The organism is Rhizobium sp. CCGE531 (genome assembly GCF_003627795.1).
GTDB lineage: Bacteria > Pseudomonadota > Alphaproteobacteria > Rhizobiales > Rhizobiaceae > Rhizobium.
In genome coordinates, this window is sequence record NZ_CP032684.1 from 1,014,027 (window position 1) to 1,038,170 (window position 24,144).

Annotated in this window: 28 protein-coding genes; 16 read left to right on the forward strand and 12 right to left on the reverse strand. The window is 61.2% G+C overall.

What is annotated here, in order from left to right:
* Window positions 1–56: 56 nt before the first annotated feature.
* The gene (locus CCGE531_RS04975) at window positions 57–1,220 is read right to left on the reverse strand and encodes a DnaJ domain-containing protein (protein WP_120663188.1); all 1,164 of its coding nucleotides are present in this window, start codon (window positions 1,218–1,220) and stop codon (window positions 57–59) included.
* A gap of 308 nt (window positions 1,221–1,528) precedes the next feature.
* On the reverse strand, window positions 1,529–1,987 hold the full coding sequence (locus CCGE531_RS04980; protein ID WP_120663189.1) for an RT0821/Lpp0805 family surface protein: 459 nt from the start codon (window positions 1,985–1,987) through the stop codon (window positions 1,529–1,531).
* Between the two features lie 66 nt (window positions 1,988–2,053).
* Between CCGE531_RS04980 and pdxH the strand changes: the two genes are divergently transcribed.
* Complete coding sequence (gene pdxH, locus CCGE531_RS04985; RefSeq protein ID WP_120663190.1) at window positions 2,054–2,674, forward strand: pyridoxamine 5'-phosphate oxidase; 621 nt, start codon at window positions 2,054–2,056, stop codon at window positions 2,672–2,674.
* 17 nt (window positions 2,675–2,691) lie between these two features.
* On the opposite strand, the gene CCGE531_RS04990 is transcribed toward pdxH, so the two are convergent.
* Window positions 2,692–3,750 carry a polysaccharide deacetylase family protein gene (locus tag CCGE531_RS04990; RefSeq protein ID WP_120663191.1) on the reverse strand — a complete coding sequence of 353 codons (1,059 nt, stop codon included), beginning with the start codon at window positions 3,748–3,750 and terminating at the stop codon, window positions 2,692–2,694.
* 227 nt (window positions 3,751–3,977) lie between these two features.
* Between CCGE531_RS04990 and CCGE531_RS04995 the strand changes: the two genes are divergently transcribed.
* Window positions 3,978–5,276 (forward strand): D-alanyl-D-alanine carboxypeptidase, encoded by a 1,299-nt coding sequence (locus CCGE531_RS04995; RefSeq protein ID WP_120663192.1) that lies wholly within the window; start codon window positions 3,978–3,980, stop codon window positions 5,274–5,276.
* A 108-nt stretch (window positions 5,277–5,384) separates the two neighbouring features.
* On the forward strand, window positions 5,385–5,690 hold the full coding sequence (locus tag CCGE531_RS05000; RefSeq protein ID WP_120663193.1) for a pyrophosphatase: 306 nt from the start codon (window positions 5,385–5,387) through the stop codon (window positions 5,688–5,690).
* A gap of 18 nt (window positions 5,691–5,708) precedes the next feature.
* Here CCGE531_RS05000 and tldD read toward each other — a convergent pair whose 3' ends face one another.
* Together tldD and CCGE531_RS05010 are read right to left on the reverse strand one after the other, a co-directional pair.
* Window positions 5,709–7,124 carry a metalloprotease TldD gene (tldD, locus tag CCGE531_RS05005; protein ID WP_120663194.1) on the reverse strand — a complete coding sequence of 472 codons (1,416 nt, stop codon included), beginning with the start codon at window positions 7,122–7,124 and terminating at the stop codon, window positions 5,709–5,711.
* A gap of 62 nt (window positions 7,125–7,186) precedes the next feature.
* A complete protein-coding gene (locus tag CCGE531_RS05010; RefSeq protein WP_120666504.1) occupies window positions 7,187–7,801 on the reverse strand; it encodes an invasion associated locus B family protein in 615 nt (204 codons plus the stop codon).
* 336 nt (window positions 7,802–8,137) lie between these two features.
* On the opposite strand from CCGE531_RS05010, the gene coxB reads away from it, so the two are divergent.
* The 6 genes from coxB to CCGE531_RS05035 all read left to right on the forward strand — a co-directional run bounded on the left by coxB (window position 8,138) and on the right by CCGE531_RS05035 (window position 13,453).
* Complete coding sequence (gene coxB / locus CCGE531_RS05015) at window positions 8,138–9,028, forward strand: cytochrome c oxidase subunit II (RefSeq protein WP_120663195.1); 891 nt, start codon at window positions 8,138–8,140, stop codon at window positions 9,026–9,028.
* A 14-nt stretch (window positions 9,029–9,042) separates the two neighbouring features.
* Window positions 9,043–10,737: a cytochrome c oxidase subunit I gene (gene ctaD / locus CCGE531_RS05020; protein ID WP_120663196.1), complete on the forward strand. Its 1,695-nt coding sequence runs from the start codon at window positions 9,043–9,045 to the stop codon at window positions 10,735–10,737.
* Between the two features lie 58 nt (window positions 10,738–10,795).
* Window positions 10,796–11,755, forward strand: a complete 960-nt coding sequence (locus CCGE531_RS05025) for a heme o synthase (protein WP_120663197.1) — start codon at window positions 10,796–10,798, stop codon at window positions 11,753–11,755.
* Window positions 11,752–11,892 carry a hypothetical protein gene (locus tag CCGE531_RS34130; protein ID WP_162943847.1) on the forward strand — a complete coding sequence of 47 codons (141 nt, stop codon included), beginning with the start codon at window positions 11,752–11,754 and terminating at the stop codon, window positions 11,890–11,892. The genes CCGE531_RS05025 and CCGE531_RS34130 overlap by 4 nt, the downstream gene beginning before the upstream one ends.
* Before the next feature lie 9 nt (window positions 11,893–11,901).
* Window positions 11,902–12,513 carry a cytochrome c oxidase assembly protein gene (locus CCGE531_RS05030; RefSeq protein WP_120663198.1) on the forward strand — a complete coding sequence of 204 codons (612 nt, stop codon included), beginning with the start codon at window positions 11,902–11,904 and terminating at the stop codon, window positions 12,511–12,513.
* A 61-nt stretch (window positions 12,514–12,574) separates the two neighbouring features.
* On the forward strand, window positions 12,575–13,453 hold the full coding sequence (locus CCGE531_RS05035; RefSeq protein WP_120663199.1) for a cytochrome c oxidase subunit 3: 879 nt from the start codon (window positions 12,575–12,577) through the stop codon (window positions 13,451–13,453).
* Between the two features lie 62 nt (window positions 13,454–13,515).
* Here the strand turns inward: CCGE531_RS05035 and CCGE531_RS05040 are convergent, their stop codons facing one another.
* Window positions 13,516–14,166, reverse strand: coding sequence for a chloramphenicol phosphotransferase (locus tag CCGE531_RS05040; protein WP_120663200.1), 651 nt, complete (start codon window positions 14,164–14,166; stop codon window positions 13,516–13,518).
* Between the two features lie 149 nt (window positions 14,167–14,315).
* Here CCGE531_RS05040 and CCGE531_RS05045 point away from each other — a divergent pair, with 149 nt between their 5' ends.
* From CCGE531_RS05045 to rnhA, 5 genes are all read left to right on the forward strand, one after another.
* Window positions 14,316–14,735 (forward strand): DUF983 domain-containing protein, encoded by a 420-nt coding sequence (locus CCGE531_RS05045; protein WP_120666506.1) that lies wholly within the window; start codon window positions 14,316–14,318, stop codon window positions 14,733–14,735.
* Between the two features lie 7 nt (window positions 14,736–14,742).
* Complete coding sequence (locus CCGE531_RS05050; protein ID WP_245458987.1) at window positions 14,743–15,489, forward strand: SURF1 family protein; 747 nt, start codon at window positions 14,743–14,745, stop codon at window positions 15,487–15,489.
* Between the two features lie 161 nt (window positions 15,490–15,650).
* Window positions 15,651–16,658, forward strand: coding sequence for a 4-hydroxy-3-methylbut-2-enyl diphosphate reductase (gene ispH / locus CCGE531_RS05055; protein ID WP_120663202.1), 1,008 nt, complete (start codon window positions 15,651–15,653; stop codon window positions 16,656–16,658).
* Window positions 16,659–16,857: 199 nt separating this feature from the next.
* On the forward strand, window positions 16,858–17,823 hold the full coding sequence (locus tag CCGE531_RS05060; RefSeq protein WP_120663203.1) for a homoserine kinase: 966 nt from the start codon (window positions 16,858–16,860) through the stop codon (window positions 17,821–17,823).
* On the forward strand, window positions 17,820–18,260 hold the full coding sequence (gene rnhA / locus CCGE531_RS05065) for a ribonuclease HI (protein ID WP_120663204.1): 441 nt from the start codon (window positions 17,820–17,822) through the stop codon (window positions 18,258–18,260). The genes CCGE531_RS05060 and rnhA overlap by 4 nt, the downstream gene beginning before the upstream one ends.
* Window positions 18,261–18,305: 45 nt before the next feature.
* Here the strand turns inward: rnhA and CCGE531_RS05070 are convergent, their stop codons facing one another.
* Together CCGE531_RS05070 and CCGE531_RS05075 are read right to left on the reverse strand one after the other, a co-directional pair.
* Window positions 18,306–19,196, reverse strand: coding sequence for a dihydrodipicolinate synthase family protein (locus CCGE531_RS05070; protein WP_120663205.1), 891 nt, complete (start codon window positions 19,194–19,196; stop codon window positions 18,306–18,308).
* 81 nt (window positions 19,197–19,277) lie between these two features.
* Window positions 19,278–19,886 carry a LysE/ArgO family amino acid transporter gene (locus tag CCGE531_RS05075; protein WP_120663206.1) on the reverse strand — a complete coding sequence of 203 codons (609 nt, stop codon included), beginning with the start codon at window positions 19,884–19,886 and terminating at the stop codon, window positions 19,278–19,280.
* Window positions 19,887–20,051: 165 nt separating this feature from the next.
* Between CCGE531_RS05075 and CCGE531_RS05080 the strand changes: the two genes are divergently transcribed.
* Together CCGE531_RS05080 and CCGE531_RS05085 are read left to right on the forward strand one after the other, a co-directional pair.
* On the forward strand, window positions 20,052–20,951 hold the full coding sequence (locus CCGE531_RS05080; protein WP_120663207.1) for a LysR family transcriptional regulator ArgP: 900 nt from the start codon (window positions 20,052–20,054) through the stop codon (window positions 20,949–20,951).
* Window positions 20,952–21,076: 125 nt separating this feature from the next.
* The gene (locus tag CCGE531_RS05085; RefSeq protein WP_120663208.1) at window positions 21,077–21,385 is read left to right on the forward strand and encodes a Dabb family protein; all 309 of its coding nucleotides are present in this window, start codon (window positions 21,077–21,079) and stop codon (window positions 21,383–21,385) included.
* Between the two features lie 57 nt (window positions 21,386–21,442).
* On the opposite strand, the gene CCGE531_RS05090 is transcribed toward CCGE531_RS05085, so the two are convergent.
* From CCGE531_RS05090 to CCGE531_RS35175, 4 genes are read right to left on the reverse strand one after another with little or no spacing between them, the layout of a single operon-like run.
* Window positions 21,443–22,345 carry a metal ABC transporter substrate-binding protein gene (locus CCGE531_RS05090; protein WP_120663209.1) on the reverse strand — a complete coding sequence of 301 codons (903 nt, stop codon included), beginning with the start codon at window positions 22,343–22,345 and terminating at the stop codon, window positions 21,443–21,445.
* Window positions 22,346–22,364: 19 nt separating this feature from the next.
* The gene (locus tag CCGE531_RS05095) at window positions 22,365–23,237 is read right to left on the reverse strand and encodes a metal ABC transporter permease (protein ID WP_120663210.1); all 873 of its coding nucleotides are present in this window, start codon (window positions 23,235–23,237) and stop codon (window positions 22,365–22,367) included.
* Window positions 23,234–24,016, reverse strand: a complete 783-nt coding sequence (locus CCGE531_RS05100; protein WP_120663211.1) for an ABC transporter ATP-binding protein — start codon at window positions 24,014–24,016, stop codon at window positions 23,234–23,236. Before CCGE531_RS05100 ends, CCGE531_RS05095 begins: the two co-directional genes overlap by 4 nt.
* On the reverse strand, window positions 24,013–24,141 hold the full coding sequence (locus CCGE531_RS35175) for a hypothetical protein (protein WP_281024442.1): 129 nt from the start codon (window positions 24,139–24,141) through the stop codon (window positions 24,013–24,015). The genes CCGE531_RS05100 and CCGE531_RS35175 overlap by 4 nt, the downstream gene beginning before the upstream one ends.
* Between the last annotated feature and the right edge of the window lie 3 nt (window positions 24,142–24,144).

Sequence of the window (24,144 nt, forward strand, 5' to 3'; positions counted from 1 at the left end):
GTAAAGATCATCAACTGTTAGGGATCGTAACAAAGGGTGCTGTTGTCACCAAAATTTCACAGGAAAAGCCCTTCACGCATGCTGCGCATCAGATCGGTAACCTTATCATCCGGTTTTTCCCACAGCATCAGCCGCAATTCGACGACGAGATCGCCTTTTCCGCCGTCGCCGTCGGGCAATCCCTCGCCAGGAATGCGAACGATCTGATCCGAACCGGACCAGGCCGGCACCGTGATCTTGACCGGCCCGTTCAGCCCTTCGACGGTCGTTTCGCAGCCGAGGACCGCATTCTCGATGGTGACGGGCAATATGGTGCGCACATCGCCGCCGTCGAGCGTGAAGCGCCCATCGGTGGACAGATGTACTGTGATGGCGACATCGCCACGCAGCATGCCCTGCAGCTTCAACCCCTGGCCCTTCAGATGCAGCACCTGGCCGTTGCCGATATCCGTCGTCGCCTGGAAGCGCGCCTCGCGGCCATCCGACAGCGGAACGGTGATCCAGCGGCTCTTCAACATGTCGTCGAGCGTCACTGTGGCTTCGGCGGCAACTTCGGGCGTCTTTTCGGGCGGCTTCTCCTGGACACTGCCGCCGGTGAAGCGGCGTACGAGCGAACCGAGAATGCCGAAACTGGAGCGTGGACCGGCGGGAGAGGTTCCCGTCGCCAGCAGTTCCTCCTCGGCAGCGGTTTCTTCCGCCGCGGCTGCGTTGGCCTCCTGCTGCTTCTCGGCGTGCTGCGCGACCGTCTCGGCTGCGGCCTGGTCTTGTTGTTGCGCGCGACCGGATTTTACCCCGAATATGCGCTCGACCACGTCTTCAGGCGTCTCGCTTGTCGCATTGTGCTGAGCTGATGCGGCGGAAGCGGCTGCCTTGCGCGCATTCGCGCGGGCAAGTTCCTCCATGATCTTGTCGGCATTGGCGCGGGCGGCCTTGGCACGCTCGGCAGCCTGGCGCGCCGCCTGCCGCTGCTGCATGATCGTCTGCTCCTGGCTCTGGCCGTTCGCGTCCGCCATGCGCGCGATCTGATCGTAACGGCTGCGCTTCTGCGGATCCTTCAGCGTCTCGTAGGCAAGGCCGATTTCGGCGAAACGCTCCGACGCCGTCGGGTCGCCCGGATTGTGATCGGGATGGGCGGACTTTGCCAGTTTGCGCCAGGCAGCCTTGATTTCGTCGGCTCCAGCATCTTTCTTAACGCCCAACACCTTGTAAGGATCGCGCATATTTCCCGCCATCGTTTATGGACATGCCCGGCCCCGTCGGAGCAGCCCAAACAAAGAAACCTGTTGATCGCGCGTCGACACCCCTGCTTCCGTTGAGGAGGCATGGTGCATGCGCGGATGAACTGATCCTGCGGGAAGAGTTGCTAATCATGAGTTACGCCGGACGGGGGCCATCGACCTCCATTTCGGCGCATGGTTAGCCGATCGCTAACGACGAATGCCAGGAAGTGGTAACGGCATCACGCGTCTATCATTCTGCCGTTCGGCAGGATCGATGGCACGCGGGAAAAGAGGGTGAAAAGGCGCGATCAGCCGGCCTGCTGGAAACTCAGCAGCTGCCATTCGCCCTGGCCGACGAGGCAGGTCCTGCCGGAAAAATTGGCGATGCCCTGATAGGAGTGGCGGCTGGTGCGGAACTGGCGGCAAACCACGCCGGACGCATTGCTTTCGACGATCGCGTCGATGACGCCGGCGCTGCCTGTGGAGGCGTTCGCCCAGGGGATGGATTGGCCGTTGAGCTTGTGCAGATCCGCCGAGGTCACCGCATTGCGTACCGTGGTTTCGTCAGAAATGCTGTCCGTGGTTACAGGCGCCGTCGGCACCGTGCCCGTCGATACGCTGCGATCCACCTTGGCCGAGCTCAGATAGTCCATGCCGCCGCCGACGCAGCCGCCAAGGGTGAAAAGGGAGACAAGGACGACAGTCATCGTCACGCCTTTTGCAAGCTTGCGCTTTGTATGAACGGTCGACTTTGCTATGACTTCCACCCGAGCGTTTTTTGGCCTGCCAGAGGGGCCGGCGGTTATTAGGAATTGCGGAGTATTTGAACTAATATGTCGGAAAACGAGTTAACAACCGGTGACTTCACCGAGCAGAACGAACCTTTCACTCTTTTCGCGGCCTGGCTGCGCGAAGCAGAGACCACGGAGCCGAACGATCCGAATGCGGTCGCCTTGGCAACGGTGGATAAGGATGGATTGCCAAATGTCCGCATGGTTCTTCTGAAGGGTTTTGATAGCGACGGATTCGTCTTCTATACGAACTTCGAAAGCCAGAAAGGTCAAGAAATTCTTTACCACAAGAAAGCGGCCATGTGTTTCCACTGGAAATCGCTGCGCCGCCAGGTGCGCCTGCGCGGTTTGGTTGAAGTGGTGAGCAATCAGGAAGCGGATGAGTATTTCAAGACCAGGGCGCGCGGCAGCCGCATCGGCGCCTGGGCCTCGAAGCAGTCCCGCCCGCTCGAGGGTCGTTTTGCGCTGGAAAAGGCGGTTGCCGAATATACCGCCCGCTATGCCATCGGCGATATTCCGCGCCCGTCTCACTGGTCCGGCTTCCGCATCCGGCCGCTCTCGATCGAGTTCTGGCACGACCGCCAGTTCCGTCTGCATGACCGCATCGAGTTTCGCCGCGAGGTGCCGGAAGGCGCCTGGCAGAAGGTGCGGATGTACCCGTAAGATTTATGCCGTTAGATTTATGCCGTTTCCTGGCGCCCCATCAATCGCATGGGGATGCCGGAGGCGAGAGCCGATGCATATCGAGGCTTCTGGTAATGGCCATTCAGCGATAGCCGCGGCAGGAGCATAGGTCCTGTTCCATTCGTCGGCATGATCGTGCCGGCGCGCGTCGTGACGCCGACGGAAAAGCCGAGTTCTGCCGCGAGCCGGCCCTCGCGTGGCGAAACGGCCTCCAGCGTGCCATAGGGATAGGCGATCGAGATCGGCCGCCGTCCCGTGATATCGGCGACGTAATCGGCCGAAAGCGCCATTTCCGCCGCTGCCTCCGCCTCTGGCAGCCGCGACAGCGCGCGGTGGCTCACGGTATGCGCGCCGAGCGAGGCGAGGGGATGGCGAGCGAGCTGCCTCAACTCGGTCCGATCCATGATCGATGCGCTGACGATGTCGAGCGGTTCCAGACCGTGGCGCCGGCCAAGCTCGTCGATCCGGCCGACGGCTTCGCTTTCCTCATGGCCGTGGACGAAGGCGGCGAAACGGGCAAATGCCGCATGCTTGTGGCTCTCCTTGCCAAGCGGCAGGAATTCCTCGCCGGAGCCGAAATCGAATGTCAGCCGATCCAGCCGGCCGAGTAGTTCGGCGAGCGTTTCCCACCATATGCTGTGGCGCCGCTCCGAGAACCCTTGCGCGACAAAGACGGTAAAGGGCACATCGTGACGCGCGAAGACCGGCAGGGCGTGATCGAGGTTGTTCCGATTGCCATCGTCGAGCGTGAAGGCGACGAAGGGCGGCTTGTCCGCGGCATTCGCCAGCCGTGACGGAAGAGCGTCAAGGGCGATGAATTCATAGCCATCCTTTTTCAGCCGTGCGATCGTGCGGTCGAGAAAGTCGGGCGAAACCTCGAGATGCGCATTGGGCGCAAAGCTGCGGGAAAAGGCAGGGCGGACATGATGAAGGGTGAAGATGACACCAAGGCCGCCAACATCGCGCATCAGGCCGGCGCCCTTCAGTATTGCGGCAGCCTCCAGCCCGCTGGAAATCATCGCGCGCTTGAGGCGGACCTTGATGCCCTGTTCCATGCGGATCGACCCGGTTGACCAACGTCAACGCTGTAGCGCATCCCCGTTAAACCTTACTGAATCTTTGTCATAATTTCCAATGCGTTAATGGTTATTTTACCAGGAACGGCAAAATTGAAGAACTATCGAGGCTGTTGCCTCAATATCGCACCGGTATCAGGTTTTTTGTCGCAAAATCATACAGGGATTGATGCGGTGTGTTGGCATTCTTTCGGTTGGGGACAATTATGAAAAGACTTTTGATGGCTCTGTCTGCGGCCGTCTTGCTGTTGAGCGCTCCCGCGGCGAGCCTCGCGGGCAGCGCCTATTTCATCATGGATGCGAAGACCGGCAAGGTACTTGCATCCAGCAATGCCGATGACCTCAACCATCCGGCATCGCTGACCAAGATGATGACCTTGTACATGGCCTTCGAGGCGATCCATCGCGGCAAGCTCAGCTGGAACACAAGGATAGCGGTATCGCACGCCGCCGCCGCCAAGCCGCCGACCAAGCTCGGCCTGAAGCCCGGCAGCACTGTGACCGTCCGCGAAGCCGTCGACGGCATGATCATCAAGTCCGCCAACGACGCCGCAGCCGCCATGGCGGAAGCGCTCGGCGGCAGCGAAAGCGGCTTTGCCCGGCTGATGACGCAGAAGGCGCGGGAAATCGGCATGCGCCGCACCGTTTTCGTCAATGCTTCCGGTCTTCCGAACATGCAGCAGGTGACGACGGCACGCGATATGTCGACGCTCGCCGTCGCGCTCATCAATAATTATCCCCAGGAATACCGGCTCTTCTCGCAGACGAGCTTCAACTATCGTGGCCGCAGCGTGCGCGGTCATAACAACCTGATGTATCGCTATGAAGGCATGGACGGGATCAAGACCGGCTATACCAATGCCTCCGGCTTCAATCTCGTCAGCGCCGTGCGCCAGGGCAATCGCCGGGTCATCGGCGTCGTCATGGGCGGCGCCACGGCGCGCGGGCGCGATGGGCTGATGGCATCGCTGCTGGATCGCAATATCCCGAAGGCTAGCTCCGTTTCGTCATCGCGCCTGGTGGCAAGCGTCGGCGGCGGCAAGGTTCCGACGCAGGTCGAAGTGGCCTCCGCCTCCGATGATGTTGGGGTCGATGTCGATACCCAGACCACGTCCACGACGACGCCAGCGCCGGCGCGCAAGCGCGTCGAGGTCGTGCCGATGGCATTTGCCGCGGCCTCGAACGTCACCGTGCCGATGGATCGCCCGGCTGCGATGGATGAGATCCTCGTCGCCAACAAGCCGGCTGCGACCGGCAGCTGGCAGGTGCAGATCGCCGCAACCCCGACCGCCCAGGCCGCAAAGGATCTGCTTTCGGAAGCGAAGTCCAGGGCCGGCAATGCGCTCGCCAACGCTTCACCCTATACCGAAGCTGTCGGCAAGGGCGGCAACACGGTCTATCGCGCCCGATTCGTCGGTTTCGCAAGCCGCGACGATGCGAATTCCGCTTGCTCCGCTCTGAAGCGCAAGGACTTCGATTGCATGTTGCTGCCGAGCAAGGGCTGAGCATAGTCCCACTTGGATAAAGTCGAGCCGGCGGGGCAAGCCTCTGCCGGCTCGACTTTTTTGTAGGAATCGTTCATCAATGCATGGAACATAAGAGGAACGATATCGATGCTGTCAGATCTGATGAAGCAATTCGAAGCGGCTTCGGCAGCCTATGCCGCCGATAATGGCCTGGAACGCGACGACGATTGGTTCGTCCTGAAGCTTCAGGAGGAGATGGGCGAACTGGCCCAGATCTGGAACAAAGTCACAGGCCGCGGACGCCGCAAGGGCATGAGCGAGTCCGAACTGGCGACGGCGTTGGCGGACGAGACGGCCGACGTGCTCGGCCATATCCTTCTCTTCGCGCACCGCAACGGCCTGGATCTCCACGCCGCAGTCGAGCGAAAGTGGCGCTTCCGCCCACGGGACTAGCGAGGGCAGGGGGCCGGCTTAAGCCTTGGTGCCGCCCACCGTGATCTGATCCATCCGCAGATGCGGCTGGCCGACGCCGACGGGCACCCATTGGCCCGCCTTGCCGCAATTGCCGATGCCGGTATCGAGCTTCATGTCGTTGCCGATCATCGAAACGCGCTTCATGGCATCCGGCCCGTTGCCGATCAGCATGGCGCCCTTGATTGGCGCGCCGATCTTGCCGTCCTCGATGAGATAGGCCTCGGTGCAGCCGAAGACGAATTTGCCGGACGTAATATCCACCTGGCCGCCGCCGAAGGAGACGGCATAGATGCCCTTCTTCACCGAGGCGATGATTTCTTCCGGCGTCTTGTCGCCGCCGAGCATGTAGGTGTTGGTCATGCGCGGCATCGGCGTATGGGCATAACCTTGGCGGCGGCCATTGCCGGTCGCCTTCATGCCCATCAGCCGCGCATTCTGCCGGTCCTGCATATAGCCGACCAGCTTGCCGTTTTCGATCAGGACGTTGTAGGCCGAAGGCGTGCCCTCGTCATCCACGGTGATCGAGCCGCGGCGGTTCTCGATCGTACCGTCATCGACGACGGTGACGCCCGGTGCGGCAACCATCTGGCCCAGCAGCCCCGCGAAAGCCGACGTCTTCTTGCGGTTGAAATCGCCTTCCAGCCCGTGGCCGACGGCTTCGTGCAGCATGACGCCCGGCCAGCCGGAGCCGAGCACGACGTCCGTCGTGCCGGCGGGCGCTTCGATCGCCTCGAGATTGACGAGTGCTTGGCGCAAGGCCTCGTCGGCGCCGCGATGCCAGTTGTCCTGGGTGACGAAGTCGCCGAAGCCAACGCGCCCGCCGGTGCCGAAGGAGCCGGCTTCCTGCCGGTCGCCGTCACCGACGATCACGGAGATGTTGATGCGCGTCATCGGACGGATATCGCGCACGCGATGCCCGTCGGCGCGAAGGATGTCGACCACCTGCCAGCTCGCGGCGATCGATGCCGTCACCTGGCGCACCTTGTCGTCCTTGTCGCGCAGATAGCTATCGATCTGCTGCAGGAGCTTTGCCTTTTCCTCGAAGCTCGGCGTGCCGATCGGGTTCTCGTCGCCGTAAAGCACCTTGTTGGTGCGCTGGGGCGCCGCGGCGTAGGAGCCGGCATAGCCTGAAGTGACCGCGCGCACGGCATCGGCGGCGCGTTTCAAGGCGGCCTCGGAAAGATCCCCCGCATGGGCATAGCCCACGGCTTCACCGGCAACGGCGCGAAGGCCGAAGCCCTGTTCCGTGTTGAAGCTGCCGCCCTTCATCCGACCATTGTCGAATGTCAGCGATTCCGCCTGGACATGCTCCACGAAGAGCTCGCCGTCATCGGCGCCCGACAGCGCTTCGGCAACGATGCCGCGCAGCTTGGCTTCGTCGGCATCGAAAAGAGTAAGGAGATCGGTATTCATGGGTCAGTGCTCCGTTCAGAGCCGATGTAGGCCTCGCATGGCGCAAGAGCAAGCCCATCCCGTCAGGGAAGGGCGTCGTAGCCGTCCGCGAAGCCCTTCAAGTCCACAGGAATACCGATGCCTTCCTCCGGCGACTGGAAGACGATGAAGGTTGCCGTCGCGCCGCTGCGCAGCGTCTTCAGCAATTCGTCCTCGAGCACGACTTCGGCGTAGCAGCCATCGGAGAAGCAGCGCACGAAATAGGCGCGGCCGATATCCTTGCCGTCGATATTGAGGCCGAGACCGTTCGGCAGCAGCACGCCGAGCGGCGCAAGCACGCGCAGGATCTTCGACTTGCGGTCAGCCGTCTTCAGCACGACAACGGAAAGGCCGATTTCCGGACGGTCCTCGGCAATCACGTTCTGCATCAGCGCGCATTGCTCGGTCGCTGCACCCGCCGGCTTGTCGCAGACGACGGACCACGCGCCGTGGCTGGAGCGTACCGTGCCCGGAGGTTGCGGAACCTGGCTTGTCGGAACCTGCTGCGTATGCGGCTGTGGCTGGCCCTGCTGTTCGGGCTGCAACTTCTGGGTCTGCTGCGCCGGCGGCTGAGTCTGTTGCGCCCATGCGGGCGCCGCAACCGCAGCAGCGACGCTGCTGGTAACAAGCAAAAGCCGGGCGAGGGAACGAAAGCCCATGGAAACCTCTAGATTCGAATCAGTGCCGATATTGTTGAAGCCCAGGCCGGCAAATGAAAAGCCCCGGCTGCTGGATTCCAACCGAGTGCGGCGGAAATACGACGTCTACTCCATTTTGTCCCGGCGGCGCCATGGACCATCATGCAATTTTTCGTATGATGATGAAATGCTTGCCATGTCCGGGGCGGGCATGGGGGATATTCGCGCAAAAATGCCGCACTAACAAATCTCTTGAGTTGTTGCGGAGCACCCCAAACTGTGGTTTGAAGCGCAGTGGATTGTAGGGATACTGCGTTTGAGGAAGATCTGGGATCAAACGCTGGAGGGAGAGACATCGTGATTAAAAGAGCTTACGCGGCTCTGACGGCTATGATCTGTCTGCTTTTCGCGACAGGCAGTTATGCCGATCAGCCGAGACCCTGGGAAACCGGTATGCAGCAGGCGGCGACCGGCAACATGCATCAAATCCGCTGGTTTGAGGCATACACGCTTTGGTTTATCATTCCGATCACGCTGCTGGTTCTCGTCCTCCTGGTGGTGGTCATGGTGAAGTTCCGGGCTTCCAGGAACCCGGTTCCGTCCAAGACGAGCCACAACACCTTGATCGAAGTCATCTGGACCATCGGCCCGGTTCTCGTCCTTCTCTTTCTGGCCATTCCCTCCTTCAATCTTCTCACAGATCAGCTGACATTCCCGGAGCAGACGGATGTAACCGTCAAGGCGACGGCGACGCAGTGGCAGTGGAATTACGAATATGAGAACGGCGGCCCCACGCCGGTCGCTTTCGATTCCTTCATGCTGAAGGAGCAGGATCGCACCGCCGCCGGCAAGGACGACAAGTCGAAATATCCGCGGCTTCTCGCCGTCGACAACGAAATGGTTGTGCCGGTCGGCAAGAACGTCCGCGTCCTCGTCACGGCCGCGCCGGCCGACGTCATTCATTCCTTCGCAATGCCTTCCTTCGGCGTCAGGATCGACGCCATTCCCGGCCGCCTGAACGAAACATGGTTCAAGGCCGACCGCGAAGGCCTGTTTTATGGTCAGTGTTCCGAGCTCTGCGGCAAGGATCACTCTTTCATGCCGATCGCCATCCGCGTCGTCTCCGATGATCAGTACAAGCAGTGGCTGACCTCAGCCGCAACTGATCTGAGCAAGGCGAACAAGGCTCTGATGGCCGCCGTCGACGAACCGACGACCGTCAAGGTCGCCGAAAACACGGCCAAGTAAGAGGGGTAGGAACAATGGCTGGATCCAAGGCACACGACGATCACTCGCACGATCTTCAAGACGCGCACGCGCATGACGATCACCATGCGCACAAACAGACCTTCGCCGAGCGTTGGCTGTATTCGACGAATCACAAGGACATCGGCACGCTCTACCTGATCTTCGCGATTTTCGCGGGCGTGATCGGCTTCCTCCTGTCCGTTGCCATCCGCATGGAATTGCAGGAGCCCGGCATCCAGATCTTCAGCGGTCTGGCGTCGATGGTCTATGGCTTTTCGGGCGATGCCGCCATCGATGGCGGCAAGCAGATGTACAATGTTTTCGTCACCGCCCACGCGCTGATCATGATCTTCTTCATGGTCATGCCGGCGATGATCGGCGGTTTCGCCAACTGGATGGTGCCGATCATGATCGGCGCGCCTGACATGGCCTTCCCGCGCCTGAACAACATCTCGTTCTGGCTTCTCGTCCCGGCCTTCCTGCTGCTCATCCTCTCGATGTTCGTCGAAGGCCCCGCGGGCGCCTATGGCGCGGGCGGCGGCTGGACGATGTATGCGCCCTTGTCCGGCACGGTCGGCCATCCGGGGCCGGCGATCGATCTGGTCATCTTCGCGCTGCATATCGCGGGCGCTTCCTCGATCCTCGGCGCGATCAACTTCATCACGACCATCCTCAACATGCGCGCTCCGGGCATGACGCTGCACAAGATGCCGCTGTTTGCCTGGTCGGTTCTGATCACCGCCTTCCTGCTGCTGCTGTCGCTGCCGGTTCTGGCCGGCGCCATCACCATGCTGCTGACGGACCGCAACTTCGGCACGACCTTCTTCTCGCCGGAAGGCGGCGGCGACCCGCTGCTCTACCAGCACCTCTTCTGGTTCTTCGGCCATCCGGAAGTCTACATCCTGATCCTGCCCGGCTTCGGCATGATCAGCCACATCATCTCCACCTTCTCGCGCAAGCCGATCTTCGGTTATCTCGGCATGGCCTACGCCATGGTCGCGATCGGCGCCGTCGGTTTCGTCGTCTGGGCCCACCACATGTATGTGACCGGCCTTTCGCTCGACACGCAGCGCTACTTCGTCTTCGCCACGATGGTCATCGCCGTCCCGACGGGCGTGAAGATTTTCTCCTGGATCGCGACGATGTGGGGCGGTTCCATCGAGTTCCGCACGCCGATGATCTGGGCGCTCGGCTTCATCTTCCTGTTCACGCTCGGCGGCGTGACCGGCGTTCAGCTCGCCAATGCCGGCCTCGACCGTGAATTGCATGCGACCTACTTCGTCGTCGCTCACTTCCATTACGTGCTGTCGCTCGGCGCCGTCTTCGCCATCTTCGCCGCCTGGTATTACTGGTTCCCGAAGATGACCGGCTACATGTACAATGAGCGGATCGGCAACTGGCACTTCTGGATCACCTTCATCGGCGTGAACATGGTGTTCTTCCCGCAGCACTTCCTCGGCCGTGCGGGCATGCCGCGCCGCTACATCGACTATCCGGATGCCTACGCCGGCTGGAATTTCGTCTCCTCCATCGGTTCCTATGTCGCAGCCGTGGGCCTTTGCTTCTTCTTCTGGGGCGTTATAGATGCATTCTCGAAGAAGCGCGTTGCAGGCAACAATCCCTGGGGCGAAGGCGCAACCACGCTCGAGTGGCAGCTTTCGTCGCCGCCGCCTCACCACCAGTGGGAAGAGCTGCCGCGCATCAAGTAGCCTGTTTCCGGACGCCGTGATAAACGGCGTCCGGCTCAACTGACAATTGGAAGAAAGAATGACGCTCATCGACAATCACGAAGCGCTCGCAAAGAAAGGCGAAACCGGCCTGTCGGAAGCGAGTGCGCGCGATTATTTCGAGCTTCTGAAGCCGCGGGTCATGTCACTGGTCGTCTTCACCGCCTTCACCGGTCTGGTGCTGGCCCCCGGTCACATCAATCCGGTCCTCGGCTTCATCGCCATTCTCTGCATCGCCGTCGGTGCCGGCGCATCCGGCGCTTTGAACATGTGGTATGACGCCGATATCGACGCCGTGATGAGCCGCACCGCGCGCCGGCCGATACCGTCAGGTCGCATCAAGCCATCTGAAGCACTGGCCTACGGCCTCGTGTTGTCAGGCTTCTCGGTGACGATCCTCGGCCTTGCCATCAATTGGCTTTCCGCCGGCATCCTCGCCTTCACCATTTTCTTCTATGCCGTCGTCTACACGATGTGGCTGAAGCGCTCGACGCCGCAGAATATCGTCATCGGCGGTGCCGCCGGCGCCTTTCCGCCCGTCATCGGCTGGGCCTGTGTGACCGGCAGCGTGACGATCGAGAGCGTCGTGCTCTTCCTCATCATCTTCCTGTGGACGCCGGCGCATTTCTGGGCGCTGGCCTTGTTCAAGATGGGCGACTACGAGGCCGTCGGCGTGCCGATGCTGCCGAATGTGGCCGGCATCCCGACGACGAAGAATCAGATCGTCGTCTATGCCGTTCTGACCGCCGTTGTCGGCGTCGTCCCGGCCTTCATGGGCTTTGCGAGCCTGGGCTATGGCGTCGTCGCCGCGCTGCTGGGCGCGATCTTCGTGCACTGTTCGATCGCCGTCTGGCGCATGGCCGACGGCGACGTGAAGATGGTGCCGGCAAAGAAGCTTTTCGGCTTTTCCATCTTCTATCTCTTCGCGATCTTTTCCGCGTTGCTGATCGACCGGCTCGTTGCCGTGCTGATGTCGGGCGGCGTCGGAGGCTGGCTATGATCGAGCTCGTCAAACTGACGGATGCGCAGAGGAAATCGCGGCGCGGGCGCAATATCGCGCTCGGCCTGGTGCTTGCTGGCCTGGTGGTGCTGTTTTACGCGATCACCATCATCAAGGTCGGTTCCGGACACGTTTGAGGAGGCGTGATGGAGGGGGAGGTCACAAAGAGCACAAAAGCCGGCGCCCGTAACAACGGGATGATCGTTGCCATGTGCCTGAGCTTCGTCATCGGCATGAGCGCCATGTGCGCCGCCGCCGTGCCGCTCTATCGCATGTTCTGCCAGGTGACGGGTTATAACGGCACGACGCAGCGCGTCGAGCAGGTGTCCAACCTCATCCTCGACAAGCGGATCCAGGTTTCCTTCGACGCCAATGTCGCGCCCGGCCTACCCTGGGATTTCAAGCCGCTGCAGAAGTCGGTAAGCCCGAAGATCGGCGAGACGATCGAGGTCAAGTTCGAGATCGAGAACAAGTCGGACAAGATGGAGCGCGGTCAGGCGATCTTCAACGTCTCGCCGCTGGAGGCCGGGGTCTATTTCAACAAGGTCCAGTGCTTCTGCTTCAACGAAACGGATCTCGCTCCGGGGGAAAAGCGCGAGATGTCGGTGGTTTTCTATGTCGATCCAGAGATCACCAGGGCCGTGGAAACCAAGACGATCAGCGCGCTGACACTGTCCTACACCTATTATCCACGGGAAGGCGCAAAGCCCGTGGCATCCAATGACGGCGCTGCGAAGCCGGTGGAAAAGAAACTTTGATGGAGAGTGCTTTCGGCTTGACCGAAAGCAATATGGGAAAAGTTATTCGGGGATTGCTGATATGGCCGAAGTGCATCAGAGAAAACACGATTATCACATTATCGAGCCCAGCGCGTGGCCGATTACCGCGGCCGTCGGGGCCTTCGTGATCACCTTCGGCGGTGTCTGCTTCATGCGCTACCTCAATGGTGGCGCGGTGCATCTGTTCGGGATCAATTTCGCGCAGCCCTGGCTGTTCTTCATCGGCCTGGCCGTGATCCTCTACGTCATGTACGGCTGGTGGGCCGATACGATCAAGGAGGCGCATCAGGGTGCGCACACCCGCGTCGTGTCGCTGCATCTGCGCTACGGCATGATCATGTTCATCGCCTCCGAGGTGATGTTCTTCGTCGCGTGGTTCTGGGCCTATTTCGACGTCAGCCTGTTCCCGAACGAGGCGATCCAGGCCTCGCGAACGGCGTTCCTGGGCGGCCAGTTCCCGCCGAAGGGCGTCGAGGTCCTCGACCCCTGGCACCTGCCGATCTACAACACCATCATCCTGCTGCTGTCGGGTACCACGGTCACCTGGGCGCACCACGCGCTGCTGCATGGCGACCGCAAGGGGCTGATCCAGGGCCTGACGTTGACCGTCCTGCTCGGTGCGCTGTTCTCCTGCGTGCAGGCTTATGAATATGCGCATGCACCCTTCGCGTTCAAGAACTCGATCTATGGCGCGACCTTCTTCATGGCGACCGGCTTCCACGGCTTCCACGTTCTGATCGGTACGATCTTCCTGCTGGTCTGCCTGGTCCGCGCCATCAGGGGCGATTTCACGCCGAAGCAGCATTTCGGCTTCGAAGCTGCCGCCTGGTACTGGCACTTCGTCGACGTCGTCTGGCTGTTCCTGTTCTTCTGCATCTATATCTGGGGCAGCTGGGGCGCGCCGGTCGCGGCCGGCTGATCGGTATCGATCTTTCGAAAACAAAAGGCGGGCGCCAAGCGCCCGCCTTTTGCATATGAGCCTTACTCTCCCAATGCCAATTTCTCGAAAGCGGTCGGATGGGGTAAGCCTCTTGCAAGCAATCGCCGGATTTCCTCGGCACAGGCCTCAGAACTGCTCACCGACGTATCGACCTCCAGATCGTAGATCCCCGGCCGATGCACTTGCTCCTCCCAGGCAATGACCGGCGCGGGGGCGGGCATGCCGGCCTCAACCTTCACGTAAACCCCTTGTCTGTCCGGTCCTTCCGCCAGCCGCCGCTGCATCACGACATCGATCGGGCAGCGCACGCCGACGAACAAAACGGGCAGCCCCGCCAGCAGCCGGGCGCAATCGGCAAGGATCCCGAGCGGTTGCGAATAGGCGTCGTGATGGCCGAATTCGGCGACGACATTCAGCCCCATGCGGCTGTGCGCGGCGATCGAGGCATAGAGTGCGGCATAAAAGCGCCGAACCAGCGGCTCAAGATCGGCCTGCTCGCCGCCGGGACGCAAACCGATGCCTGGGCGATAGCGTGGGGGCGTCACATGCCGCACATAGGCGTCGACACCGAGATTGACCCATACGCCCTCGAATTCAGCCTGAATCGCCTCGACGATGCTGCTTTTCCCAGATCGCGGCGCGCCGTTCAGAATGACGATGTGGCCGGGCGGCGTGCCTTCGCTGAGCGCCATGGATCCAATCCTTTTGACATGTTTTCCAGACTGACGACGAGGATATCCGAGCTTTTGGATTGGACGGATGCGCGCATCGCGGTTACTGATGGTGGCAGGGGCGAAATCCATATGTTCGCCCGCAATGGCAGGCTGATAGAGACAGAACTTTGAACTCAGAGCAAGACAAGACGCCCGACAGGACATCCCATAGCGACAGCGCTCTCTTTGCGCCCGTCGATCCGTTCAAGGTCGGCATCCAGGGATGTTGTCCGCGCTGCGGCCAGGGCAAGCTCTTCAATGGATTATTGTCGCTGAAGCCGCGCTGCGCCGCCTGCGATCTCGACTATGCCTTCGCCGACGCCGGCGATGGTCCGGCCGTTTTCGTCATCCTGATCGTCGGTTTCATCGTCATCGGCCTCGTCCTGTGGACACAGATCAATTATGCGCCGCCGATCTGGGTCTATATCGTGCTGTTCGCGCCGCTGACCATCATTCTGTCGCTGCTTTCCCTGCGCTGGTGCAAGGGCATTCTGATTGCGCTTCAATATCGCAACAATGCCAGTGAGGGGCGCATCAGCGGTGACTGAGTCAAGCATGCCGGCCCGTCGCGCCAATCCCTTGTGGCAGATCGGCAAGGCATTGCTCCTGCTCGTTGCTCTCGTCATTCTGATCGGGCTCGGCACCTGGCAGGTCGAGCGGCTGCAGTGGAAGGAAGGCCTGCTGGCCGATATCGCTGCGCGCAAGGATGCGCCCGCCGTGCCGCTGTCGGCGATCGAGGCGATGGCTGCCTCCGGCGGCGACATCGAATATCGCGTGGTGACCGCCGCCGGCCATTACCTGAACGACAAGGAGCGGCATTTCCTCGCCACCTATGACGGCGATCCCGGCTTTCATGTCTACACGCCGCTGCAGCTGGACGATGGCCGCTACGTCTTCGTCAACCGGGGCTTCGTGCCCTCCGAGGCAAAGGCGCCTGAAAAGCGCAGGCAAGGCCAGCTGGCCGGCGAACGGACCGTCATCGGCCTCGCACGCGCCAAGCTTGCCGGCCAGCCCTCGGGCATGCCCGATAATGATTTCGCCAAGAACATATTCTACTGGAAGGATCTGGACGTCATGACGTCCAGCGTTGGCTTGCCGAAGGACAAGGTGCTGCCGTTCTTCATCGATGCCGACAAGACGCCCAATCCGCAAGGCTTGCCGATCGGCGGCGTTACCATCATCGATCTGCCGAACAATCATCTGCAATATGCGGTGACATGGTATGGGCTGGCGGTGGCGCTGGTGGCAATCGTCGCCATATCCTGGTGGCGCAAGCGCCATCCGGACGCGCCCTCACAATAGAGATCTGCAATAGAATAGCTTCATTTCGATGGAATATTCGGCTAGAGCATGATCCCAAAAAGTGCGCAGTGGTTTTGGAATAAGATCATGCGGACTAAATAGAGCAGGCGACATAGCGCACCTATCTTGGCTGAGCCATCGTCGCGCATTTCGGAAGAGACATGAACATAGCCGTTTCCAAACCTGACCTGACCATCCGGCTTTGCGGGCCGCGCGGCTTCTGCGCCGGCGTCGACCGCGCCATCCAGATCGTCGTTCTGGCGCTGAAGGCCTATGGCGCGCCCGTTTATGTCCGCCACGAGATCGTGCACAATCGCTATGTGGTCGAAGGGCTGGAAGCCAAGGGCGCCATCTTCGTCGAGGAGCTGAACGAAATCCCGGCCGAGCATCGCGCCCAGCCCGTCGTCTTCTCGGCGCATGGCGTGCCGAAGTCCGTGCCGGCCGATGCCGATGCGCGCAATCTCTTCTATCTCGATGCCACCTGTCCGCTGGTCTCCAAGGTGCACAAGCAGGCCATGCGCCACAATCGCCTCGGCCGCCATGTCGTCCTGATCGGCCATGCCGGCCATCCGGAAGTGATCGGCACCATGGGCCAGCTGCCCGAGGGCACCGTGTCGCTGATCGAGACGGTGGAGGATGCCGACGTCTACGAACCCGTCGACCCCAACAATCTCGGCTTCGTGACGCAGACGACGCTCTCGGTCGACGATACCGCCGGCGTCATCGCGCGCCTGCAGGAGCGCTTCCCCAATTTGACCGCACCATCAGCCGATTCGATCTGCTATGCCACGACCAACCGCCAGGAAGTGGTGAAGGAGGCGGCTCCAGGCTGCGATCTCTTCATCGTCGTCGGCGCGCCGAATTCGTCGAATTCCAAGCGCCTCGTCGAAGTGGCGCTCAGGGCAGGGGCGAAGAAATCCGTGCTCGTCCAGCGCGCTTCAGAGATTGATTGGGATAATATCGGCGACATCAAGACGGTTGGCCTTTCGGCTGGTGCGTCTGCGCCAGAAGTCATCGTCAACGAGATCATCGAAGCGTTCCGCGCCCGCTACAATGCCGTGGTGGAACTCGCTGAAACTGTGAAGGAAACCGAAAATTTCCTCGTCAATCGCGAGTTGCGCAGCATCGAGCTGACGACCGCTGATATGGCTTTCGTCAACGGGGATTGAAGAATCGCCACCTCGTCCTTCGAGGCCTTGCCGCCTGCGCTGACGTTGCATCGGCAAAGCATCTCAGGATGAGGGGACAAGAATTTCGACGCCGGGCGCCAAGGATCAGCCCTCACGGTGAGGAGGCCTTAAGGGCCGTCTCGAACCGCGAGGGGCGGGTGGTTGCGGTGGCTGGCGTGTATCAAGCAGGGAATAGTTCGTGGCTGTTTATACCGATATTACCGAAGACGATTTGAAGTGGTTCCTAACCGAATATGATGTCGGCGAATTGCTGTCCTATAAGGGCATTGCCGAAGGCGTCGAGAATTCGAACTTCCTGCTGCATACGAGCCGCGATCCGCTGATCCTGACGCTTTACGAAAAGCGCGTCGACAAGGGCGACCTGCCGTTTTTCCTGGGCCTGATGCAGCACCTGGCAAGCAGAGGGCTGTCCTGCCCCTTGCCGCTGCCGCGCCGCGATGGCGAGCTGCTCGGCCATCTCTCCGGCCGCCCGGCTGCTCTGATCTCCTTCCTCGAAGGCATGTGGCTGAGGAAGCCCGAAGCGCAGCATTGCCGCGAAGTCGGCAAGGCGCTGGCCGCCATGCACGTTGCCGGCGAGGGTTTCGACATCCGCCGCCCGAACGCGCTGTCGCTTGAGGGCTGGCAGGCGCTCTGGGAAAAGTCCGAGGCGCGCGCCGACGAAGTCGAAACAGGCCTGCAGGGCGAGATCCGCAGCGAGCTCGATTTCCTCGGTCAGCATTGGCCGAAGGATTTGCCCGAGGGGGTCATCCATGCCGATCTTTTCCCGGACAACGTCTTCTTCCTCGGCGATAGGCTCTCCGGCCTGATCGATTTCTATTTCGCCTGCAACGATCAGCTCGCCTACGACGTCTCCATCTGCCTCAACGCCTGGTGCTTCGAGAAGGACCATGCCTACAACATCACCAAGGGCATGGCATTGCTCGAAGGCTACCAAAGCGTGCGGCCGCTGAATGCTGCCGAAATCGCCGCATTGCCGACGCTTGCGCGCGGCTCGGCGCTGCGCTTCTTCCTGACGCGGCTCTATGATTGGCTGACGACGCCGGCCGGCGCGATGGTCACCAAGAAGGACCCGATCGAATATCTGCGCAAGCTGCGCTTCCACCGCCAGATTGCTTCCGCCGCCGAATACGGGCTGAAGGCATGAAGCACGTCGATATTTTCACGGACGGCGCCTGCTCGGGCAATCCCGGTCCCGGCGGCTGGGGGGCTGTGCTTCGCTACGGCGAGGTGGAGAAGGAACTCTCCGGCGGCGAGGCGGATACGACCAACAACCGCATGGAGCTGATGGCGGCGATCTCGGCCCTCGGCGCCCTGAAGGGGCCGTGCGAGGTCGATCTCTACACCGACAGCGTCTACGTCAAGGATGGCATCACCAAGTGGATCTTCGGCTGGAAGAAGAACGGCTGGAAGACCGCGGACAAGAAGCCGGTGAAGAATGCCGAACTGTGGCAGGCGCTGGACGAGGCCTATGGCAGGCACAAGGTGACGCTGCATTGGGTCAAGGGCCATGCGGGACACCCCGAGAACGAGCGGGCCGACGAGCTGGCCCGCAAGGGCATGGAGCCTTTCAAGCGGAAGTAGCCCACTGGCGATAAGCCTGGACTAGCCGCGCCGGCCTCGAAGCGATCAGGTCAGGATGTGATCGAGCGCACTTTTCACTCTCGGCCTTTCGGCTGCGGAGAGTGGCAGGATCGGGCGCGGCGGATCGGCACGGCAAAGATCGAGCGCTTCCGCAATCGCATACATGACGCGGAAGCTGCCGAACTCCTTGAACAGGCTCCATAGCGGCTGAAACGCCTGATCGAGCCGTTCCGCTTCGGCAGTGTCGCCGGCTTGGGCCGCTCGCGTGAGCGCCAGTGCTTCGGCGGGCAGGAGGCCGGCGATCACGCTGTACCAGGCGTCACAACCCGCCAGCAGGCCGGCCGCTGCTCCCCAATCGCCGCTATAGCCGATGGAAAAGCCCTGTGGTGTCTCCTGGCGCAAAAGCGCCAGCTCTCCCTGGAAGTCGCCCCCTTGCGGCAAGGGCATCTTGACCGCCGCGATATTTGCCACCTTTGCCAGCCGCGCAATCAGCTCATTGCTGAAGGTAAATTTCGTCGTGCCTGGATTGTTGTAGATGCAGAGCGGCAGGTCGCCGGCCTCCGCGACGGCGGCGAAATGCTGGTAGACCTCTTCCTCCAGCAGTGGCGTATAGGACATGGGAGCCAGAAGCAGCCCGTCCGCGCCGGCCGCCTTGGCGTCACGCGCCAATGCCTGCGCTTCGTCGGTTCGCAGCGCTCCGACGCCGACGATGACGGGGATCTTGCCGCCGACGCTTGTGATCGCCGCCTGCACGGCGCGCCGGCGCTCCTCGCGTGAAAGAAAAGCGTAACCGCCGGTGCTGCCGAGCAATCCGATGGAATCGGCGCCGGCCAGATGGATGCGGTCAAGCAGGCGCGTGAGTGCTGCAATATCAACGCGTCCGGAAGCATCGGTCGGGGTGATGGGAAAGGCCGAAAGACCGGTAAAGAGCGTCACGATTGTCTTCCTTCTTTGTCAGGCTTCGGACAACCGCAGCGATCGGAAATCGGCTGTTTGCCCATGAATACGCCGCGCAAGTCATACCCCGCTCAATAGTTTGGTGGCAATCATCCACATGGTAAAAGCGATGAGCGTTTCCAGAATGCGCCAGGACAAGGGTTTCGCGAAGATCGGCCTCAGCCACCTCGCGCCAAAACCGAGCGAAAAGAAAAACAGGAAAGAGCCGGACATAGCGCCCGCCGCAAACGAAATCTCATGCCCGGGAAACCGGGTCGAGATCGTGCCGAGTAGCGCAACGGTATCGAGATAGACATGCGGGTTGAGCCAGGTGAGCGCCAGGCACATGGCGAGCGTCTGCCGAAAGCTCGATGATTTCGCCTCTCCGGCGGCCAGCACTGCAGATGAACGCAAGGCGGAGTAGAGGCTCTTGGCCCCATACCAGATGAGGAAAGCCGCTCCCGCGTAGCGCATGACCGGATCGAGCCAAGGCAGCAGGGCGGAAATTTGGCGAAAGCTCGTCACCCCAAGCACGATGAGAGCTGCATCCGACAGGGCGCAGGCAAGGCAGACGGCGAACACATGCTCGTTGCGGAGGCCCTGACGCAGGACGAAGGCGTTTTGCGCGCCGATCGCGACAATCAGGCTGAGGCCCATCGTGAGGCCCGTCATGTAAATCGAAAAATTCATGCTTAGAGCAATTCCAGGAAAAGTGCGAAGCGGTTTTCCGTCCGGAATTGCGCGAAAACGAAAGGCTCTAGCGAAATGCTCCGAAACGAATGAGTATTTCGGGTATCGCCACAAGAGGATTTAGGCTAGTTAATGTTGCTAATCCGGATTAAGCAAAACTAAGCAATGCTCGACTATTCCGCTCTCCGTGCCGTCTCCATGGTCGTACAAACCGGCAGCTTCGAAAAGGCCGCGGGCATGCTGAACGTGACGCCTTCGGCCATCTCCCAGCGGGTGAAGCAGCTTGAGGAGCGCCTCGGCGTCGTCCTGATCGTCAGGGGCAATCCCTGCACCGCGACGGAGAAGGGCGAATGGCTCTGCCGCCATATGGAGAATGTCGGCATGCTCGAAGACGAGCTGTTCGGGCGCCTGCCGGCGCTCGTCGATCCGGGCGAGCCCAAGCAAAGGGTAACGCTTCACATCGCCACGAATGCCGATAGCCTCGGGACGTGGTTCTTAGAAGCCATTTCGGGTTTTGCCAAACGCTCTCCCTATCTGCTGAATATCGCCATCGATGATCAGGATCATACCGCCGAATGGCTGCAGCGCGGGCGGGTGATCGCAGCCGTCACCGGCCTGGAAAAGCCGATCCAAGGATGTCGGCGCATATCCCTAGGCGCGCTTCGCTATCAAGCGACTGCAAGCCCTGATTTCATTGCCCGGTATTTTAAAGCGGGTGTGACCCCGGAAGCGATCATGGATGCGCCGGCCTTGACCTTCAACCAGAAGGACAGGCTTCAAAGCCAGTGGATACGCCAGACATTCGGAAAGGATTTTGCCCATCCGAGCCACTGGCTGCCGTCGACACAGGGTTTCGTCGATGCCAGCCTTTCAGGCATGGGGTGGGGCATGAACCCCATCCAGCTCGTGCGGGAACATCTGGAGGCCGGACGCCTGGTCGAGCTGGTCCCCGGCTCCCCGTTGGACATTCCATTATATTGGCAGGTGAATCGTCTCGCCGCCGATCGGCTTGCCGAATTGACGCGCGAGATCACCGCGACAGCCAAATACCATCTGTTGGCGTGAGCTATGCTTCGAGCCGAACACGCTGCCATTCGCCCCGCCACCTCGAACGCAATGTTCGCGAATCCGTGCCTTGCCCCGCTGCCCTTTCCCTCTATGCTGGCCGCGATTTCCAGGGAGTTTCACTCATGATCCTGCATTGCGTTTTTCTTCGGCTCAAATCCGCCATGACACAGGACGAGAAGAGAGCGCTCTTCGAATCCGTCGCCGCCTTGCAGAAGGTCATTCCGGGCATTGTCGACGTGAAATACGGGCCAAACGTCTCGCCCGAGGGCCTGCATGGCGGTTTCGCGGATGGATTTGTCGTCACTTTTGAAAGTGTCGAAGCACGCGATGCCTATCTGGTGCATCCCGATCACGTCGCTGTCGGCGAGCGGATCGTGTCGTCCACGGATGGCGGCCTGGCCGGCCTGATGGTCTTTGATTTCAATCTTTAGGCCGGGAAGGGGGCCGCAGGTAAAATATACCTGCAGCCCCGATCGCGTGATGTTCGCTTAGCTCGATTTCGCCATCGCCGCTGCGAGCTGGTCAACGTTATAACGGAACATTTTTTCGTAAGTCGAAGCCGGTCCGTTGGCCTTTGAAAGCGATTCGACATAAAGCTCGCCGCCAGGCTCCGCGCCGGTTGCCTTGGCGACCTGCTTGACGAGGCGCGGATCGTTCGAGTTTTCGAAGAAATAGGTCTTCACATGCTCGGTCTTGATCTGCTCGATCAGCTTGGCGACCTCGGCGGCCGACGCTTCCGTTTCCGTGGAAACGCCAAGCGGCGACAGGAAGCTGACCTTGTATTCGCGGCCGAAATAGCCGAAGGCGTCATGGCTCGTCAGCACCTTGCGGCGATCATCCGGGATCTTGTCGAACTTGCTGTGCGCATAGGTGTCAAGTTCGGTCAGGACCTTCGTATAGCGTTCGGCATTGGCCTTGAAGTCGGCGGCGTCGGCCGGATCGGCTGATGACAGCGCCTTCTCGATGTTGGCGACCCAGATCTTCACATTGACCGGGCTGTTCCAGACGTGCGGGTCGGTGACCGTCTTGCCGTCATCGACCATGGTGCGGGTGTTGATGCCCTCGGAGGCGACAACAGGCGTTCCCTTATAGCCGGATGCAGTGATCAGCCGGTCCATCCAGCCTTCCAGGCCCTCGCCGCTGACGAAGACGACCTTGGCGGCATTCAGCGTCTTGGCATCGGCCGGCGAGGGCTCGAATTCATGGGGGTCGCCATTTGGGCCAACGAGGCTCGATACCTTCACATGGTCTCCGCCGACATGCTTGACGACATCGGCAAGCACGGTGAAGGACGCGACGACATCGAGCGTCTCGGCGGAGGCCGGACGGGCGACGCCGAAGGCGACGAAGGCTGCCGCCGCGGCCGAGAGGAGCAGTCTCTGTTTATTCATGCGAGTCTCCTTGTTTGGATTAGCCCCGGAGATGGGGACGGGGGAAAAACCGCCGGGCAAGGCCCGAAGGTGCGAAGAGAATGGAGAAGCCGTAGATCAGGCTGGCGGTGATGATGATCGTCGGGCCGGAGGCAAATTCGAGATGGTAGGAGGCAATGAGACCGAGATAGCCTGAAGCCATCGCCGTGCCCGTGGCGATCGCCATCATCGCAGGCAGGCTGCGCGACCAGAGCTGCGCGACGGCGGCCGGCAGCATCATCAGCCCGACCGCCATCAGCGTGCCGAGCGCCTGGAAGCTGGCGACGAGGTTGAGCACGACAAGCAGTAGGAACAGGAAGTGATAGAGCGGCCCGCGCCCGCCGACGGCACGCAGAAAGCCGGGATCGAAGCACTCCATGACGAGCGGCCGATAGATGACGGCGAGCGCCAGCAGCGTCACCGTCGTGATCGCGCCGATCTGGTAGAGGGCAGGCGCATCGATTGCGAGAATGGTGCCGAAGAGCACATGCATCAGGTCGATGTTGGAGCCGCGCAGCGACACGATGAGAACGCCGAGCGCCAGCGAGGTGAGATAGAAGCTCGCAAAGCTCGCATCCTCCTGCAGCACCGTCGCGCGGCTGACGAGGCCTGATAGCAGCGCCACCGAAAGACCGGCGACAAGGCCGCCAAGCCCCATGGCCGTCAGCGACAGCGAGCCGGCAATGAGATAGCCGATGGCCGCCCCGGGCAAGACGGCATGGCTCATGGCGTCGCCCATCAGGCTCATGCGCCTGAGCATCAGGAAAACGCCGATCGGCCCGGAGCCGAGGCCGAGGCAGACGCAGGCAATCAGCGCGCGCCGCATGAAACCATAATCCGCGAAGGGCGCGAGGAAGATATCGTAGACGGTCATTCGGCCGGCTCCCTCTTTGCCAGGCCGCCTTCGTCATGCTCCTCTTCCGGCAGGCATGCTTCGGCTTCCTCATCCCAGCGTTCGGCCATGGCGCGCGCCTTGATGAGATTGGTTGCGCTCATGACTTCTTCCGTCCCTCCCCATCCCACAAGTTCGCGGGCAATCAGCAGCGTTTCGGGGAAATAGGCTCGTACCTGCTCGAAATCGTGCAGCACGGCGATGACTGTGCGTCCTTCCTTGTTCCATCGCAGCACGAGGTCGAGAAGATCGCGTGTCGTGCGCTGATCGATCGCCGTGAACGGTTCGTCCAGCAATATGACGCGGGCATCCTGCAGCAGCAGCCGCGCAAAGAGGACGCGCTGGAACTGCCCGGCCGAAAGCGAGCCGATATGTCGGCTTTCGAAACCGGAGAGCCCGACGATGCCGAGCGCCTCGCGCGCCCGTTCGGCATCCTTTCGGGAGACTTGGCCGAAGGCGCCGGCATTCTTCCAGGCGCCGAGCATGACAGTATCGGCAACCGAAATCGGAAAGCGTCTGACCATCTCGGCCGCCTGCGGCAGATAGCCGAAGTCGTTGCGCGTCAGCGCGCCGCGATCGATCGAGCCCGCCGCCGGCCGCAATTCGCCGACGATCGCTTTCAGAAGCGTTGACTTGCCTGCCCCGTTTGGCCCGGCAATCGCCGTCAGGCTGCCGGCGGCAAAGCCGCCCGAGATATGGTGCACGGCTGGGTGACGCTCATAGGTGACGGTGAGATTGCTGAGACGGATCAGATCGTTCATGCCAATGCCACCGCCCAGCCGATGGCCGTCCAGAGCACCACAATGCCGATCGCCACATAGGCAAGGCGCGTCAAGGCGGAGCGCGCCATAAGGGACGGCGCGAAAGGATCACGATCAAAAGGCATTCT